Below are 15,905 nucleotides of genomic sequence, written 5' to 3'. Positions count from 1 at the left end.
GCCGGGTGAACGAACGACACCCCTTTACCGTTCCCTTACCGGCCGAACGGCTTACGGCACCACCACGATCTTCCGCCCCACCCCCGCCGCGAACTGCTCCAGCGCCTGCGGGTACCGCTCCAGCGGGATCCGGTCGCTGATGAACACCTCGGGGTCCAGGACACCGTTCGCGAACAGTTCCGCCGCGCGCTCGAAGCTGTGCAGCACGGCCATCGAACCGGTGATCGTGATCTCCTGGTTGTAGATCCGGTACGGGTCGATCGTCACCCGGGCCGCGTAGTCGGCCACCCCGAACTGCAGGAACGTGCCCGCCTTCGCCACCCGGTCCAGGCCGTCCTGGATCGCCGCCGCGTTGCCGGTCGCGTCCACCACGACGTCCCAGCCCCGCGGCCGGTCCAGCTCGTCCGCGCTCGCCGCCGAGCCGGACACGCCGAGGCGCCGCGCCGTCTCCAGGCGGGCCGGGTTCACGTCGACCACGTCCACGCTCGCCGCTCCGGTCCGCTTGGCCAGTTCCAGCATCATCAGGCCCATGGTCCCGGAGCCGTAGATGAGCACGTGCGCGCCGAGGCGGGACTGCAGGACGTCATAGCCGCGCACCGCGCAGGACAGCGGCTCCACCAGGGCCGCGTCCTCGGTGCGCACGTGCTCGGGCAGCTTCACGCAGTTCGCCACCGGGGCGAGGGCGTACCGCGCGGCCCCGCCCGCCGTCGTCACGCCGATCGCGGCCCACCGCTCGCACAGGTTGTTATGTCCGGTGCGGCAGTACCGGCACTCGTAGCAGTAGAGCGAGGGGTCGACGGCCACCCGGTCGCCGACCGCCACCTCGGTGACCTGCGTGCCGACTCCGACCACCTCGCCCGCGAACTCGTGGCCGGGGACGATCGGCAGCTTGGGCGCGAACTCGCCCTGGAGGATGTGCAGGTCCGTCCCGCACAGGCCGCAGGCGGCGACCTCGACGACGACCTCGCGGGGCCCTGGCGTCGGGTCGGGGACCTCGGTGACGACGGCCCGGCCCACGGACTCGATGACGGCGGCCTTCATTTCACGGCTCCCAACGACAGGCCCTGGACCAGCTTGTCCTGGGCGGCGAACCCCGCGGCGAGCACCGGCAGGGAGATGACGAGCGACGCGGCGCACACCTTGGCCAGGAACAGGCCCTGGCTGGTGATGAAGCCGGTCAGGAAGACGGGGGCGGTCTCGGCGACCACACCCGTCAGGACCCGGGCGAAGAGCAGCTCGTTCCAGCTGAAGATGAAGCAGATCAGGGCGGTGGCGGCGATGCCGGGCAGGGCGATCGGGGCCACCACGCGCGCGAGGATCGTCGGCAGCCGGGCGCCGTCGATCTGCGCCGCCTCGATCACCGCGACCGGGACCTCGGCGAGGAAGGACTGCATCATCCACACCGCGATCGGCAGGTTCATGGAGGTGTAGAGGACGACCAGGAGCCAGATGTTGTCGAGCATCCCGGTGTTCTTCGCGAACAGGTAGATGGGCAGCAGGCCGGCCACGACCGGCAGCATCTTCGTGGACAGGAAGAAGAACAGGACGTCCGTCCACTTCCGCACCCGGCGGATCGACAGCGCGTACGCCGCCGGCAGGGCGAGGAGGAGGACGCACAGCGTCGAGACCAGCGAGGCGACCGTCGAGTTGATCAGCGCGGGCCAGGGGCTCGCCCCGCCGCCGCTGCCGAAGAACTCACGGTAGCCGTCCAGGGTGAGGGAGGCGCCGAAGGACGGCGGATTGGCCGCCGCGTCCGCCTCGGAGTGGAAGGACGTCAGCGCCATCCAGGCGATGGGCAGGAAGAAGACGATGCCGGCCAGCCAGGCCACCAGGCCGAAGCCCAGGCCCCGGTGCCTTCTGACCCTCAGGGCGATGTCGCTCATGCGCGGGACGCCTCCTCGCGGAACAGGGACGACACCACGCGCAGGGCGAAGGTCGCGATGACGATGGAGCCGATGACCACCAGGACGCCGGCGGCCGAGGCGAGGCCGTTCTCGTGGGCCTGGTAGAAGCTCTGGTAGACGGTGTAGGGGAGGTTGGCGGTGCCCAGCCCGCCGGAGGTGATCGTGAAGACGGCGTCGAAGTTCTGGACGATGTAGATCGAGCCCAGCAGGGCGCCGAGTTCCAGGTAGCGGCGCAGGTGCGGGAGCGTCAGATGGCGGAAGACCTGCCAGTCGTTCGCGCCGTCCACCCGCGCGGCCTCGATCTGCTCGGGGTCACGGCTCTGCAGACCGGCCAGCAGGATCAGCATCATGAACGGCGTCCACTGCCACACCAGGGAGGCCTCGACCGCCAGCAGCGGCATACGGGAGATCCAGTCGGGCTGCGGGCCGCCGACGTAGTGCAACAGGCCGTTGAGCAGGCCGTACTCGGGGTTGTAGAGGACGTGCTTCCAGAGCAGGGCGGCGGCCACCGGGACCACCAGGAAGGGGGCGATCAGCAGGGTGCGGACGACGCCCCGGCCGCGGAACCTGTGGTTCAGCAGGAGCGCCAGCGCCAGGCCGAGGACCAGGCTGACGAGCACCACCGTCACCGTCAGCAGCACGGTCGTCCACACCGAATGGCGCAGGTCCGCGTCGGTCAGGACCTGGCGGTAGTTGTCGAGGCCGGTGAAGTGGCGGGCCTTCGGGTAGAGGGCGTTCCAGTCGAAGAAGGAGATCACCAGCGTGGCGACGAACGGCAGCTGGGTCACGACGATCATGAAGACGAGGGCGGGCAGGAGGGGGGCCCGGGTGGCCCAGGCGCGCAGCCGGGCCGGGGGCCGACGTGTGGCGCGTGCCGGTGTCGCCGCGCAGGGTGTCGTCGCGGTCATCGTCCCTCGTACTCCTCGGAGATGCGCTCGGCGAGCGCCTGCGACTTCTTCAGGGCCGAGTCCGTGGACTGCCGTCCGGCGATGGCGGAACTGATCTCCTGGGAGACCTTGGTGCCGAGGTCGGTGAACTCGGGGATGCCGACGAACTGGATGCCGGGCGCGGGGCGCGGCTGTACGCCGGGGTCGTTCGGGCGGCTGTTCTCGATGGCCTCCCGGGTCATCTCCTGGAAGGCGGCGGCGGACGCGCGGTAGGCGGCGTTGGTGTACGTCGACGCCCGCTTGCCCGCCGGCACGTCGGACCAGCCGCTGGTCTCGCCGACGAGCCGTTCGTAGCCCTTGCCCGACGCCCAGGAGACGAACTTCCAGGCCTTGTCCGGATTGCGGGAGGCCTGCTGGATGCCCCAGGCCCAGGTGTACAGCCAGCCCGAGGACCTGGTCCGTTCCACGGGCGCGGGGGCGTAGCCGAGCTTGCCCTTGACCGGTGAGTCGTCCGCCTCCAGCAGGCCGGCCGCGGAGGTCGCGTCGTACCACATGGCGACCTTGCCCTGGGTCATGTTGTTCAGGCACTCGGCGAAACCCGACTGGGCGGCGCCGGATTCGCCGTGCTCGCGGACGAGGCCGACATAGAACTCCGTCGCCTCGCGGAAGGCGGGGGAGTCGAGCCGGGCCTTCCAGTCCTTGTCGAACCAGGTGCCCCCGAAGGTGTTCACGACGGTGGTCAGCGGTGCCATCACCTCGCCCCAGCCGGGCAGTCCGCGCAGGCAGATGCCCCGCATGCCGGGCCGGGCGCCGTCCGCCTTCGCCGCGAGGTCGGCCACCTGCCGCCAGGTGGGGTGGGCCGGCATGGTCAGGCCCTTCGCAGCGAACACGTCCTTGCGGTACATCAGGAAGGACGACTCGCCGTAGAAGGGCTGGCCGTAGAGCTTGCCGTCGTCGCCGGTCAGGGACTCGCGCATCGGCTGGAGGACGTCCTGCTCGTCGTAGGCCGGGTCCTTCGCGACGTACGGGTTCATCTCGTGCAGCCAGCCGTTGCGGGCGTAGATCGGTATCTCGTAGTTGGACAGCGTGGCCACGTCGTACTGGCCGGCCTGGTTGGCGAAGTCCTGGCTGATCTTGTCGCGGACGTCGTTCTCGGGCAGGACCGTGAAGTTGACCTTGATGCCGGTCTCCTTGGTGAAGTGCGCGGCGGTCAGCTTCTGCAACTCGGTCATCTGCGGGTTGTTGACCATCAGGACGTTGATGGCGTCGCCGCCGGAACCGGTCCCGCCCGCACCGGCCCAGCAGCCGGAGAGCAGCGGGGCGAGCAGCGTCCCTGCGGCGGCCGCGGCGAGCGTGGCTCGCGGCCTCCGTCGGCTCGGGGTGCGCATGGATCGCTCCTGGAGGTATGAGGGCATGAATAGGGAGACATGTGGACATAATGGGCTTTTGGGGCCGGGGTGCCCTGAGGGTGGGGGCGGCGGAGGGGGCCGGGCCGGTCAGACCCGGATGACCTGGGGGCCCAGCAGGGAGTAGCGGTGGGCCTCGGCGGCCGGCAGGAGGGTGCTGGTCACGATCGCCTCCAGCGCGCCGATCTCCGCGAAGCGGCAGAAGCTGACCGCGCCGAATTTGGTGTGCACGCCGGCGAAGACCGTACGGCGCGCTGCCCGGACGGCCTGTGCCTTGACCTCGCTCACCGCCGGGTCGGGGGTGGTCAGGCCGTACTCGCGGGAGATGCCGTTGGCCCCGATGTAGGCGAGGTCGATCACGAAGCCGGCCAGCATCTTCGTGGTCCAGTGGTCGACGGCGGCCAGGGTGCCCGGGCGGACCCGGCCGCCGAGCAGCAGCACGGAGATCCGGTCGGACTCCGCGAGGGTGCCCGCGACCGGCAGGGACGCGGTGACCACGGTCAGCGGCCGGTCCTTCGGCAGCGCCTCGGCGATGAGCTGCGGGGTGAAGCCCTCGTCGACGAAGACCGTCTCGGCGTCCCCCAGCAGGTCGGCCGCCGCGGCGGCGATCCGGCGCTTCTCCGGCACATGGCTGGTGGCGCGGAAGGCGAGCGTCGTCTCGAAGCCGGCGCTCTCCACCGGATAGGCGCCGCCATGGGTGCGGCGGACCAGGCCGTGGTCCTCCAGAGCGCGCAGGTCGCGCCGGATGGTCTCCTTGGCCACGCCCAGTTCGGCGGCGAGTGCGGTGACGTCCACCGAGCCGGTGGCGCGCGCGGCCCGCACGATCTCGCGTCGGCGTTCCTCCGTGGTCCACATGCTCATGTCGTCACCCACTTCCCTGTGGAACTGCCCGTTCGGGCTCATGGAGGAAGTTCTACCGTCGGTGCGCGACGCTGGCCAGGCCTGCCGGGTGCCCGGTAGTGCCCGCTTGTGCCCGTTCCGCGGGGGCCGTGCCCGGCGCGGACCTGCGCGGCTGTCCGGGAGGGAGTGTGATCGGGCACGGCGGATGCCCGGACATGACGGCGGCCGGGCCCGATCGGTGCCCGCCCGTACGCGTGGGGGTTTCCCTTCCGGCCGCCGGAGGCCGCCGGAAGGGTCAGTGCGGCCAGATCGGCGGGTCGTTCACGAAGTGCCCGCCCAGGTGGCTGTGGGCCGGGTTCTCCGGGTCCAGCTCGCCCTGCTCGGCGACGAGTTTCCCGGCGTACGGCTCGGAGTCGTCGCGCGGCTCGTAGCCGAGCGCCCGCGCGCTGGTCAGGTCCCACCACAGGCGGGTGTTGGCGGAGGAGCCGTAGACGACCGTGTGGCCGACCTCCTCGGCGGTCAGGGCCGCGTGGAAGAGGCGGGCGCCGTCGGCCGGGCTCATCCACACCGAGAGCATGCGGACGCTGGTGGGCTCGGGGAAGCAGGAGCCGATGCGTACGGAGACGGTCTCCAGGCCGTGCTTGTCCCAGTACAGCTGGGCCAGGTCCTCGCCGAAGGACTTCGACAGGCCGTAGAAGGTGTCCGGCCGGCGCGGGGTGTCGACGGGGATGAGCGGCTCGCCCGCGCGCGGGGCGGGGGTGAAGCCGACCGCGTGGTTGGAGGAGGCGAAGACGATCCGCGGCACACCCTCCTGGCGGGCGGCCTCGTACAGGTGGTAGGTGCCCTCGACGTTCGACCTCAGGATCTTCTCGAAGGGCGCTTCCAGGGAGATGCCCGCGAGGTGCAGGACCGCGTCCACGCCCCGGACGGCCTCGCGCAGCGCGTCCCGGTCGGCGAGGTCCGCGGTGATCGCGTCCGGTTCGCCCTCGACCGGACGGACGTCGAACAGGCGCAGCGTGTAGCCGTACTCCGGCAGCAGGGACCGCATCAGGGTGCCGAGCCCGCCGGCGGCGCCGGTGAGCAGGACGGTGCGGGGAGCGGGCATCCTTCGATCTCCTTGTGTGCTCTAGCCAGCGGCCGTATGCGTGGACAGCATTCACATTCGTGGACACGCTAGAAGCGGTGACGGGCCCCGTCAAGTGTGCGCCGACCGGGGTAAATCCGCTGGTGTGTTGCTCGTTCGTCCGCTTGACCCGCTCCGATACCGGCCCGTAGCGTGAAGTCGTTCAGAAATATAGACGCCGATCAGAAGCATGCACCGACAGGGAGCGCCTGTGACGCCAGCCCCTCTCGCCGCCCGGCTCCGCGAGCCGAGCGGGCCGCTCTTCTTCCCCGTGACGGCCTACGGCCCCGGCGGCTCGCTCGACCCGGACGTCTACCGCACCCATGTGCGCCAGGGCGTCGAGGCCGGTGCCGCCGCCGTCTTCGCCTGCTGCGGCACGGGGGAGTTCCACGCGCTGCTGCCCGAGGAGTTCGAGGCCTGCGTCCGGGTGGCCGTCGAGGCGGCCGGGGGCCGCGTCCCGGTCGTCGCGGGCGCCGGTTACGGCACCGCGCTCGCCGTCCGCTACGCCCGCCTCGCCGCGGACGCGGGCGCCGACGGCCTCCTCGCGATGCCGCCGTACCTCGTGCACGCCGGCCAGGAGGGCCTGCTGCGGCACTACCGCGAGATCGCCGCGGCCACCGCGCTGCCGGTCATCGTCTACCAGCGCGACAACGCCGTCTTCACCCCGCGGACGGTGGTGGAGCTCGCCCGCACCGAGGGGATCACCGGGCTCAAGGACGGCCTCGGCGACCTCGGCCTGATGCAGCGGATCGTGAGCGCCGTGCGCACCGGGGTCCCGGGCGACTTCCTGTACTTCAACGGACTGCCCACCGCCGAGCAGACCCAGCTCGCCTACCACGCCCTCGGCGTCACCCTGTACTCCTCGGCCGTCTTCTGCTTCGCCCCCGAGATCGCCCTCGCCTACCACCGGGTCCTGACCGCGGGCGACCGGGCGGCCCTGCGGCGCCTCCTGGACGGCTTCTACCTCCCGTTCGTCGAGCTGCGCTCCCAGGGCCACGGCTACGCCGTCTCCCTCGTCAAGGCGGGCGTACGGCTGCGCGGACTGGACGTAGGCGAGGTCCGGCCCCCGCTGCACGAGCCTGCGGAGGAGCACGTCAGACAACTGGCCCAGCTGATCGAGCGGGGCCACGCCCTGCTGGAGGAGGACGCGTGAGCGAGCACGCCACGGCGCTGGACGGGGACGACACGTGAAGGCATCGGCGTTCGTCTACCCCTGGGACGTCAACGGGGACCCCGCGGCCCCCGCGCGCATCGCCGGACTCGGCGTCGGTCAGGTCACCCTCGCCGCCGCCTACCACTCCACCCGCGCGCTGACCCCCCGCCACCCCCGGCACCGCATCGTCACCGCCGAGTACGCGGCCGTCCTCTACCCGCCGGGCGACCGCTGGGCGGGCCGCGGCCTGCGCCCCTATCCGGCCGGCCGCTGGGCACCCGGCAACGCCTACGGCGAGGCGGCCGAGGCCCTCGCCGCGGCCGGCCTGGAGGTGCACACCTGGGTCGTCCTCGCCCACAACTCCCGGCTGGGCGCCGAACACCCCGACACCTCGGTCGTCAACGCCTACGGCGACCGCTACCCATGGGCGCCCTGCATCGCCCAGCCCGCCACGCGCGCGTACCTGGTCGACCTGGCCGCCGAGGCCGCGGTACGCCCCGGCGCGCACGGCACCGAACTGGAGTCCCTCGGCTGGTACGGGCTGCAGCACCTGCACGCCCACGACAAGACGGCCGGCGTGGGCCTCGGTGACGCCGGCCAGTACCTGATGTCCCTGTGCTTCTGCCCGTCCTGCCGGGCCGGCTACGGCGACCGGGGCCTGGACGCGGACGCCCTCGCGGCGGCGGTGCGGGAGGCGCTGGAGCCGCTGTGGCGGGGCACGGCCGGTGACGAGGGCTGGCCGACGGCCGTGAAACTGCTCGGCGATGAGACGGCGGCCGCCACGCGCGCGTGGCGCGACAGCACCGCCCGCACCCTCCAGGAGGAGGCCGTCGCCGCCGTCCGCGCCGCCGCGCCCGCCGGTTTCCGTGTCCTGCTGCACGCCGACCCCGTCTCCTACCACTGCGGCGCCAACGCTGGCGTCGACCCCGCCCGCATCCTGTCCGTGGCCGATGGCGTGGTGGTCCCCTGCACGGGCGGTACGGCCCTGCTGGCGCCCTTCGCCGGGCACGCGCGGGAGGGGACGGTGCTGGCCGCCAACCTCACCGTCGTCACGGGCATGGGCGGCAGCCCCGGCACGCTCGCGGCGGACGCGGCACGCGCGCGTGCCCAAGGCGCGACGGAACTGCGGCTGTATCACGCCGGGTTGGCGTCGGACGGGGACCTGGTGGCGGTGCGGGAGGCGCTGTCCGCGCGCTGAGCGAGCGCGGCGGCCGTCACCAGCAGCCCGCAGCCGTACAGCGGCAACAGCAGCGCGGGGGAGGCCAGTTCGACCAGCCCGGCGCCCGCGCCCAGCCCGACGATGTTGGGCGTGAACACGAGGGTGTTCGCGGTGGCCGTGGCGCGGCCCAGCAGCGGGCCGGGCGTCCGCCGCTGGACGGCGGTGAACGCCGCGACGAGCACACAGGGCAGGCCCAGGCCGATCCCGGCGGCGGAGGCGAGCACGACGGCGTCGCAGGGCAGCGCCCGCGCGGCGACCGCGCACGCCGTCAGCGCCGTCCCCGCCGCCGCGAACCGGCGCCCGCCGAGCCGCCGCAGCGCGGCCCCCGAGACCAGCCCGGCCGTCACCGAACCGGCGCCCTGGGCGGCGTACAGCACACCCGTCCAGGCGGGGGAGTGGCCGAGGCGGTCCACGACGGCGTACGTCGTCGTGCTGCTCAGCGCGGTCAACAGCATCGTCGTACCGCCCGCCCGGACCAGCGTGCGCAGCTCGGGGTCGCCCCACAGGTGCCGGACGCCCTCGGCGGTCTCCTTCGACCAGCCGGCGCCGGACCGGACGGGCCGCTCCTCGTGCACCCGCAGCAGCGCGCACAGCCCGGCGGCGAGCACGAAGGTGACCGCGTCCAGACAGGCCACGGCCGGCCCGCCGAAGGCCGCGTACAGCGCCGCGCCGGCCAGCGGGGCGACGAGCTTCGTGCCCTCCGCGGCGGTCATCCGCAGCCCGTTGAAGTCGCCCAGAAGCCGGCCCGGGACGGCCGCGGTGACCAGGGCGGACTCCGCGGCCTCGGCGACGACGCCGACGGTGCCGTACAGGAGCAGAACGGTGAACAGCAGCCACAGCCCGTCCGGCGAGCGGACGGTGAAGAGCGTCGCGAGCGCGGCGGCGAGCCCCAGGTTCAGGGCGATGAGCAGGGGCCTGCGGCGCACGCGGTCGGCGATCGTGCCCAGCGGCGGGCCGGCGAAGGTGGGCGCCCACGCGGCGAGCATGCACAGGGCGGGCAGGCTGTCGGACCCGGTCAGGTCCTTGACCCACACGCCCACGGCCAGCGACAGCGAGGTGGTGCCGAACGCGGACACCACCACACCCGTGAGGTACAGCCCCGCATTGCGGTCCCGCAGCACGGTCAGGGAAGTCGTCATGGCTGGTCATCGTGTGTCTAAGGCAGGGGCGCGCGGATCGGGAGGATGCCCGGTTTCCGGCACCGGGCAGGGCGGCGGAGAAAAGGCGCCCTAGGCCGGGGCGGGGCGGCGACAGGGCGTGCCAGGTCGGTGCGACGGTGGCGCCACGGCACCGGCGGGGGGCGGTGGAGTCCCCGCGGTGGTGCCCGGGACGGCCGTCCGCGGCGCGTGCGGCGGGCGGCACCGATGAGTTCGCGGGAGCCGGCCGGTCAGTCCTTCGTACGGGTAGGCACACCGCTGGAGGAATGAGTCATGACCCTCGTGGACCTCGGCCCGCAGACCGCCGTCGTGGCCCGGCTCGCCGAGGCCGTCACCCAGGAGCAGCTGACGGCCGCCACACCGTGCCCGGACTGCGCGGTGCACAACCTGCTGGCCCACCTGCTGGGCCTGTCCGTGGCCTTCCGGGACGCCGCCCGCAAGGACCTCGGCGCGACGACCGACACCAGCCCGGACTCCGCGGCCTGGGAACTCGGTCCCGGCTGGCGCGAGCGGCTGCCCGAGGCGCTGGAGGAGCTGGCCGCCGCCTGGCGCGAGCCGGCCGCCTGGACCGGTGACACCCGCGCCGGCGGGGTGGACCTGCCGGGCGCGGTGGCCGGTGCGGTCGTCGCCGACGAACTGGTGATCCACGGCTGGGACCTGGCCCGCGCCACCGGCCAGGACTACACCCCCGATCCGGCCGCCCTGGCCTCGGCGCACGGTTTCCTGCTGGCCGCGGCCGACGACCCGGACCGCGGCAACGGCCTCTTCGGCCCCGTCGTGCCCGTCCCGCCGGGAGCGTCGTCGCTGGACCGGGCCGTGGGGCTGAGCGGACGCGACCCGGGGTGGCGGCCGTAGGGCCTCTCGTTCGATCACGCCGGGCCCGCGCGCCCGACACCGCTCCGTGTTCCGGTCCCGTCCCGAGGGGGACCAGGGGTGCGGGACCGGCGGGAGCACGCCTGAACGGAGTCCTCGGACGAGCGCCGTCGCCGGCGGGCGGGCATGATCGGACGACCGGACCCTCGTCGTCCCGGAGCAGGGCCGCGACCGGCCTTCGACCCCTGGCCTGCACCAGCATCGGCCGGCCCCAGAACTACGGAGGAAGCCGCAATGGAGGAGCACTACGTGTGGGTGACGACGCGCCGCCTGCAGCCGGGCAGGCTGGAGGAGTTCGAGAACGCGTGGCGTCCGGCCCCCGCCCCGCAGGGCATGCTCCGTGCCTACGCGTACTGGTCGGAGGACGGACAGGAGGTCACCGGGGTGTCCTTCTGGGATTCCCGGGACGCCTGCGACTCCTGGCGCTCCTCCGAGCCGGAGGCGCGACGGCGGGCGGCCATGGCCCCGTACGTCGTCGAGGAACGCGAAGGCTTCTACCGCGGCCGTGAACTCAGCCTCCCGGGCGTCGGCCGCGGGTGAACGACGCCGACATGAGCGGGATCGTCGTCGTGTACGAGCTGGACCGGCCGGCGGCCGACGCCCGGCCTCACCCCCGCCGGGTGCACGCGGCGCCCACCGCCCCCGGCCGGACCGACGCCGCGGGACCACGGACCCTGTGCGGCAAGGACACCTTCGCCATGGAGACGGCCGGCCCGGCACCCTCCGACGCCGCCCCGGCGTCGTGGTACCCCGCCGAGCACGCGTCCCTGGTCTGCCCCGACTGCGACGACGTGATGGAGACCTGACCCGCCACCCGCAGCCCCGCGAGCCCGGTCCCACCGCGCCGGAGAGAGCCGGAACGAGCCGGAGCGCCCCGGAACCCGCCGGCCCGGTCCCACCTTGCCGAAACGAGCCGGAGCGGGCCGCCGGGCACCGTACGCTCCCTGCTATGCCGCTCACCCTCACCGTCCTCGGTACCGCCTCCCCGCACCCGGGCCCGGACCGGCCCTGCTCGGGGTACCTGGTGTCCGGCGGCGGCGCCGAGGTGTGGGTGGACGCCGGCCCCGGTTCGTTCGCCGCGTTGCAGCGGCACACGGATCCCGCCCGGCTCACCGCGATCTGGATCTCCCATCTGCACGCCGACCACAGCGCCGACCTGCTCGCCGCCGCCTACGCGTTCGCCTTCGGCGGCATGACCCCGCCCGCGCCGGTGCCCGTCTACGCGCCCCAGGAGTGCGCGCCCCGCCTCGCCGGCTTCTTCGGCCGCCCGGACGTCGGGTTCCTGAAGGGCGTCTTCGACTTCCGGACCTTGTACGACGGCCACGACGTCCGGCACTGGAACCTGCGCCTGACCGCCCGTGCCGTCGCCCACGACACCGAGGCGTACGGGCTGCGCGCCGAGTGCCAGGGCAGCGTGCTGGCGTACTCGGGGGACAGCGGACCCTGCCCCGCGCTGACCGAACTCGCCTCCAGCGCCGACCTGTTCCTGTGCGAGGCCGACATCGACGAGCATCGCGACGGCGAACACCCCCGGCAGGTCCATCTGACGCCCGAGGACGCCGGCCGTATCGCCCGGGACGCCCGGGTGCGCGAGCTGCTCGTCACCCATGTCGGCCCCACGCTCAGCCGCGAGGCGGCCACCGTCCGCGCGGCGCAGATCTCCGGCCGGCCCACCTACGCCGCCGTCGAGGGTGACATCCGGACCGTGTGAACCGCCCGTCGGCGGCCCCGAGTTCTTTTGTCGCGGCGGCCGAGGCCCTCGGCGTGACCGTGCCGGGCGCGTCCAGCATCCCGGCGGTGGACTCCGGGTACGACCGGATGGCCGCACGGGCGGGCCTGACCGTCGTCGAACTGGTCCAGCGGGACCGGAAGCTCTCCGGCATCCTCACCCGGGAGGCCTTCGAGGACGCCGTCACCACCGTGCTCGGCCTCGGCGGCTCCACCAACGCCGTGATCCATCTGATCGCCATGGCCGGCCGGGCGGGCGTACGGCTCACGCTGGACGACTTCGACCGGATCGCCCGCACGGTCCCGTGCCGGCGAACGTCCGGCCCGGCGGACAGCGGTACCTGATGGAGGACTTCCACTTCGCGGGCGGCCTGCCCGGCTTCCTCTCCCGGATCACCGACCTGCTCCACCTGGACCGGCCGACGGTCTCCCACGACACCCTGCGGGAACAGCTGGCGGGCGCCCGGGTGCACGACGACGACGTCATCCGCCCCCGGGACAACCCGGTCGCGAGCGAGGGCGGGGTGGCGGTGCTGCGCGGCAACCTCTGCCCGGACGGTGCGGTCATCAAGCACATCGCCGCCGAGCCCCGTCTGCTCCGGCACACCGGCCCGGCCGTCGTCTTCGACGACTACCGGACCATGCGGCGCACCATCGACGACCCGGCGCTCGGCATCACCGCCGACAGCGTGCTGGTGCTGCGGGGCGCCGGTCCCAAGGGCGGACCGGGCATGCCCGAGTACGGCATGCTTCCCCTCCCGGACCCCCTGCTCAAGCAGGGGGTGCGGGACATGGTCCGGATCTCCGACGCCCGGATGAGCGGCACGGGTCACGGCGCGTGCGTGCTGCACGTGGCGCCCGAGTCCCACGTCGATGGTCCGATGGCCCTCGTCCGCACCGGAGACCCCGTCACGCTCGACGTCCGGGCGCGCACCTTCCGGCTCGACGTGGACGACGAACTGGCGCGCCGCAGGGCGGAGTGGACCCGCACCCCGGCTCCGCGCTCATGACACGGCGCTGTGCGGTCGAGACGACGCCCTGGAGGGAGCGCTGACGGGGCGAAACCGGAGGGTAAGGCTCCGGCGTGAGTGGAACAGACGTGCGTATCGATCGGATAACAGCCCTCGCAGAGCCGGGTGTTATGCGCGTAGACAATCTCTGAGCTGGCACATCACTCTCACCATCAGATCCGGAGAATCCATGCGGAAGTCCCTCAAGGCGGTCGCGGCCGGCGCCGCCTGTGTCGTCGCCGGTGCGGCGCTGTACGGCGCGGGCGCGGCCACCGCCGGTCAGTCGACGGCGAACTCCACCCACGAGCCGTACAACATCGGTCTCCTGGTGAAGGACATCGACACCTACTACGGCACCACCGCCGACGGCAACGGCGTCTACCAGGCGTCCCCGGACAGCCCGTACGCCGAGGACCTGGCGCGCATCGACGCCGACGCCAAGCGCTACATCGACAAGGCCGCCCGCAAGGCGCACCACCGGGGCGAGAAGCCGGCCGTCGTCTTCGACATCGACGACACGCTGCTGCTCAGCCTCGACTACGAGAAGCGCTACAACTACACGTACAACTCCACCACGTGGAGCGACTACGTGAACAAGGCCGACCGCCCGGCCGTCTTCGGCAGCCCGGAGCTGGTGCGGTACGCCGAGTCCAAGGGCGTCGAGGTCTTCTACAACTCCGGCCTGAGCGAGGCGCAGCGCGCCGGCGCGGTCGAGAACCTGAAGAAGGTCGGCGCCGATGTGAACCTCGACGCCGACCACATGTTCCTCAAGGACAAGGCCAACCCGCCGGCCTACCTGAAGGACTGCGCCTCCCCGGGCACCTGGAACTGCACGACCGTGCAGTACAAGGGCGGGACGCGGGGGCACATCGAGCGCGACCTCGGCTACGAGATCATCGCCAACTTCGGCGACCAGTACTCGGACCTGGACGGCGGTCACGCCGACCGCACGTACAAGCTGCCGAACCCGACGTACTTCGTCAGCTGAGCCCGTCCGGACAGACGTCCGGAGAGCCGCTCCCACCCGGCCCCCGTCACCGGCAGCATCGTGCCGTGGCGGGGGCCGGGCGCCTGACCGGCCCCACTCGACGACGGGACGCGGAGGAAGCGAGCGGCGCTACTTGAGCGCCGCCTGCATCATCGCCTTGGCCACCGGCGCCGCCAGCCCGTTGCCGCTGACCTCCGAGCGGGCCGCGTCCGACTGCTCGACCATGACCGCCACGGCGACCTCCTTGCCGTTGGAGTCGGACTTGCCGTAGGACGTGAACCAGGCGTACGGCGTCTTGCTGTTGTTCTCGCCGTGCTGCGCGGTACCGGTCTTGCCGCCGACGGTCACGCCGTCGATCAGCGCGTTCGTACCGGTGCCGTCCTTCACCACCGTCTCCATCGCCGACTGGAGCTGCTCGGCGGTGGTGGAGCTGATGATCTCCTCGGCGCCGGCCTTCTCGTCGTAGTCCTCCAGCACATCGCCGCCACTGTCGGTGATCTGCGACACCATGTGCGGCGAGACCAGCTTGCCGCCGTTGGCAATGGCAGCGGACACCATGGCCATCTGGAGCGGGGTCGCCGTGACGTCGAACTGGCCGATGCCGGACAGCGCGGTCTGGGCCTTGTCCATGTCGGAGGGGTAGACGCTCGCGTACGCCCGCACCGGAACGTCCTGCTCCTGGTCGTTGAAGCCGAACTTCTCGGCCATCGCCTTCACCTTCTCCTGCCCGAGCTCCACGGCCATGTGACCGAAGACGTTGTTGCAGGAGTACCGCAGGGCGACCCGGATCGAGGCGTTCCTGCACGGCGCCGACTTGCTCTCGTTCGGCAGCGGGCGCACCGTGCCCGGCATGATGTAGGGGTCCGGGCTGTCGGTGTGCGCGTCCACGTTCTTGTACAGCCCGTCCTCCAGCGCGGCCGCCGCCACGACCAGCTTGAACGTCGAGCCCGGCGGCAGCGGTTGCCGCAGCGCGCGGTTGGTCAGCGGCTTGTCCTTGTCCGCGTTGAGCGCCTTCCAGGCCGATCCGGCCTCGTTCGCGTCGGTGAGCGTGGCGGGGTCGTACGACGGGGTGGACACGACCGCGAGGATCCTGCCGGTCTTGGGGTCCATCGCCACGGCCGCGCCCTTGTTGCCGCCGAGCGCCCGGTAGGCCGCCTTCTGCACGGCCGGGTCGATCGTCGTGAGGATGTTGCCCGGGTCGGCGCGCCGGTCCGTGACGGTGTCCATCATCGTCTTCAGCCGGGTGTCCGTGCCGTTGAGCAGGTCCGCGTAGATGCCCTCCAGCTGCGTGGGCGCGTAGGCCTGCGAGGCGTAACCGGTCACCGCCGCGTACAGCTTGCCGTCCTTGTACGTGCGTTTGTAGGCGAGGTCGCCGCCTTTCGTCCGCGCCGAACCGGTGATGGCGTTCCCGGCCACGATGATGTTCCCGAGCGGCGCCGAGTACGTGTCGATCGCGTTCCGCCGGTTGTGGTTGTCTTCTGCGAGGGCCTTGCCGTCGTAGTACTGCACCCATGTCGCCCTGGCCAACAGGGCGAGCACGAGCAGCAGCGCGAAGACGGACGCCCGCCTGATCGTCTTGTTCATCCCGCCCGGAAGACGATCGGTAGGGGGCAATCG

At 72.4% G+C, this 15,905-nt stretch carries 15 protein-coding genes and 1 pseudogene; 8 read left to right on the top strand and 8 right to left on the bottom strand.

Annotation, left to right across the window (positions count from 1 at the left end; translation table 11 throughout):
- Positions 1-51: 51 nt before the first annotated feature.
- The 6 genes from FHS34_RS33240 to FHS34_RS33215 all read right to left on the bottom strand — a co-directional run bounded on the left by FHS34_RS33240 (position 52) and on the right by FHS34_RS33215 (position 6,142).
- Complete coding sequence (locus FHS34_RS33240; protein WP_184972424.1) at positions 52-1,041, bottom strand: zinc-dependent alcohol dehydrogenase family protein; 990 nt, start codon at positions 1,039-1,041, stop codon at positions 52-54.
- A complete protein-coding gene (locus FHS34_RS33235) occupies positions 1,038-1,883 on the bottom strand; it encodes a carbohydrate ABC transporter permease (RefSeq protein ID WP_184972421.1) in 846 nt (281 codons plus the stop codon). Before FHS34_RS33235 ends, FHS34_RS33240 begins: the two co-directional genes overlap by 4 nt.
- Positions 1,880-2,812, bottom strand: a complete 933-nt coding sequence (locus FHS34_RS33230) for a carbohydrate ABC transporter permease (protein ID WP_184972419.1) — start codon at positions 2,810-2,812, stop codon at positions 1,880-1,882. The genes FHS34_RS33235 and FHS34_RS33230 overlap by 4 nt, the downstream gene beginning before the upstream one ends.
- Entirely contained in the window at positions 2,809-4,179 is a 1,371-nt protein-coding gene (locus FHS34_RS33225; protein ID WP_184972417.1) for an ABC transporter substrate-binding protein, read from the bottom strand. Before FHS34_RS33225 ends, FHS34_RS33230 begins: the two co-directional genes overlap by 4 nt.
- A 108-nt stretch (positions 4,180-4,287) precedes the next feature.
- Complete coding sequence (locus FHS34_RS33220; RefSeq protein ID WP_184972685.1) at positions 4,288-5,058, bottom strand: DeoR/GlpR family DNA-binding transcription regulator; 771 nt, start codon at positions 5,056-5,058, stop codon at positions 4,288-4,290.
- A gap of 274 nt (positions 5,059-5,332) precedes the next feature.
- Positions 5,333-6,142 carry an NAD-dependent epimerase/dehydratase family protein gene (locus FHS34_RS33215; protein ID WP_184972415.1) on the bottom strand — a complete coding sequence of 270 codons (810 nt, stop codon included), beginning with the start codon at positions 6,140-6,142 and terminating at the stop codon, positions 5,333-5,335.
- 229 nt (positions 6,143-6,371) lie between these two features.
- On the opposite strand from FHS34_RS33215, the gene FHS34_RS33210 reads away from it, so the two are divergent.
- Positions 6,372-7,313 carry a 5-dehydro-4-deoxyglucarate dehydratase gene (locus FHS34_RS33210; protein WP_184972413.1) on the top strand — a complete coding sequence of 314 codons (942 nt, stop codon included), beginning with the start codon at positions 6,372-6,374 and terminating at the stop codon, positions 7,311-7,313.
- 34 nt (positions 7,314-7,347) lie between these two features.
- On the top strand, positions 7,348-8,511 hold the full coding sequence (locus tag FHS34_RS33205) for a hypothetical protein (protein ID WP_184972411.1): 1,164 nt from the start codon (positions 7,348-7,350) through the stop codon (positions 8,509-8,511).
- On the opposite strand, the gene FHS34_RS33200 is transcribed toward FHS34_RS33205, so the two are convergent.
- Positions 8,448-9,671, bottom strand: coding sequence for an MFS transporter (locus tag FHS34_RS33200; protein ID WP_184972409.1), 1,224 nt, complete (start codon positions 9,669-9,671; stop codon positions 8,448-8,450). The genes FHS34_RS33205 and FHS34_RS33200 overlap by 64 nt on opposite strands.
- 291 nt (positions 9,672-9,962) lie before the next feature.
- On the opposite strand from FHS34_RS33200, the gene FHS34_RS33195 reads away from it, so the two are divergent.
- The 6 genes and pseudogenes from FHS34_RS33195 to FHS34_RS33170 all read left to right on the top strand — a co-directional run bounded on the left by FHS34_RS33195 (position 9,963) and on the right by FHS34_RS33170 (position 14,288).
- On the top strand, positions 9,963-10,544 hold the full coding sequence (locus FHS34_RS33195; RefSeq protein WP_184972406.1) for a TIGR03086 family metal-binding protein: 582 nt from the start codon (positions 9,963-9,965) through the stop codon (positions 10,542-10,544).
- A 252-nt stretch (positions 10,545-10,796) separates the two neighbouring features.
- On the top strand, positions 10,797-11,102 hold the full coding sequence (locus FHS34_RS33190) for an antibiotic biosynthesis monooxygenase (RefSeq protein WP_184972404.1): 306 nt from the start codon (positions 10,797-10,799) through the stop codon (positions 11,100-11,102).
- An 11-nt stretch (positions 11,103-11,113) separates the two neighbouring features.
- Positions 11,114-11,368 (top strand): hypothetical protein, encoded by a 255-nt coding sequence (locus tag FHS34_RS33185; protein WP_184972402.1) that lies wholly within the window; start codon positions 11,114-11,116, stop codon positions 11,366-11,368.
- A gap of 143 nt (positions 11,369-11,511) precedes the next feature.
- Positions 11,512-12,273: an MBL fold metallo-hydrolase gene (locus tag FHS34_RS33180; protein WP_184972400.1), complete on the top strand. Its 762-nt coding sequence runs from the start codon at positions 11,512-11,514 to the stop codon at positions 12,271-12,273.
- Between the two features lie 20 nt (positions 12,274-12,293).
- Positions 12,294-13,288 (top strand): annotated as a pseudogene (locus FHS34_RS33175) (dihydroxy-acid dehydratase domain-containing protein); the annotation flags it as partial.
- A 202-nt stretch (positions 13,289-13,490) separates the two neighbouring features.
- Positions 13,491-14,288, top strand: coding sequence for an HAD family acid phosphatase (locus FHS34_RS33170; RefSeq protein WP_184972398.1), 798 nt, complete (start codon positions 13,491-13,493; stop codon positions 14,286-14,288).
- A gap of 129 nt (positions 14,289-14,417) precedes the next feature.
- Here the strand turns inward: FHS34_RS33170 and FHS34_RS33165 are convergent, their stop codons facing one another.
- On the bottom strand, positions 14,418-15,872 hold the full coding sequence (locus FHS34_RS33165; RefSeq protein WP_184972396.1) for a peptidoglycan D,D-transpeptidase FtsI family protein: 1,455 nt from the start codon (positions 15,870-15,872) through the stop codon (positions 14,418-14,420).
- Positions 15,873-15,905: the final 33 nt, after the last annotated feature.

This window comes from Streptomyces echinatus (genome assembly GCF_014203595.1).
GTDB lineage: Bacteria > Actinomycetota > Actinomycetes > Streptomycetales > Streptomycetaceae > Streptomyces > Streptomyces echinatus.
Note: the sequence above shows the minus strand (reverse complement) of the source record. Positions and strands in the feature narration are given on the sequence as shown.

Bases quoted from the DNA above. Each gene is read 5' to 3' on its own strand.
- FHS34_RS33220 (WP_184972685.1), bottom strand. From the start codon at position 5,058: ATGAGCATGTGGACCACGGAGGAACGCCGACGCGAGATCGTGCGGGCC.
- FHS34_RS33230 (WP_184972419.1), bottom strand. From the start codon at position 2,812: ATGACCGCGACGACACCCTGCGCGGCGACACCGGCACGCGCCACACGT.
- FHS34_RS33185 (WP_184972402.1), top strand. From the start codon at position 11,114: ATGAGCGGGATCGTCGTCGTGTACGAGCTGGACCGGCCGGCGGCCGAC.
- FHS34_RS33240 (WP_184972424.1), bottom strand. From the start codon at position 1,041: ATGAAGGCCGCCGTCATCGAGTCCGTGGGCCGGGCCGTCGTCACCGAG.
- FHS34_RS33215 (WP_184972415.1), bottom strand. From the start codon at position 6,142: ATGCCCGCTCCCCGCACCGTCCTGCTCACCGGCGCCGCCGGCGGGCTC.
- FHS34_RS33180 (WP_184972400.1), top strand. From the start codon at position 11,512: ATGCCGCTCACCCTCACCGTCCTCGGTACCGCCTCCCCGCACCCGGGC.
- FHS34_RS33170 (WP_184972398.1), top strand. From the start codon at position 13,491: ATGCGGAAGTCCCTCAAGGCGGTCGCGGCCGGCGCCGCCTGTGTCGTC.
- FHS34_RS33225 (WP_184972417.1), bottom strand. From the start codon at position 4,179: ATGCGCACCCCGAGCCGACGGAGGCCGCGAGCCACGCTCGCCGCGGCC.
- FHS34_RS33165 (WP_184972396.1), bottom strand. From the start codon at position 15,872: ATGAACAAGACGATCAGGCGGGCGTCCGTCTTCGCGCTGCTGCTCGTG.
- FHS34_RS33190 (WP_184972404.1), top strand. From the start codon at position 10,797: ATGGAGGAGCACTACGTGTGGGTGACGACGCGCCGCCTGCAGCCGGGC.
- FHS34_RS33235 (WP_184972421.1), bottom strand. From the start codon at position 1,883: ATGAGCGACATCGCCCTGAGGGTCAGAAGGCACCGGGGCCTGGGCTTC.
- FHS34_RS33195 (WP_184972406.1), top strand. From the start codon at position 9,963: ATGACCCTCGTGGACCTCGGCCCGCAGACCGCCGTCGTGGCCCGGCTC.
- FHS34_RS33200 (WP_184972409.1), bottom strand. From the start codon at position 9,671: ATGACGACTTCCCTGACCGTGCTGCGGGACCGCAATGCGGGGCTGTAC.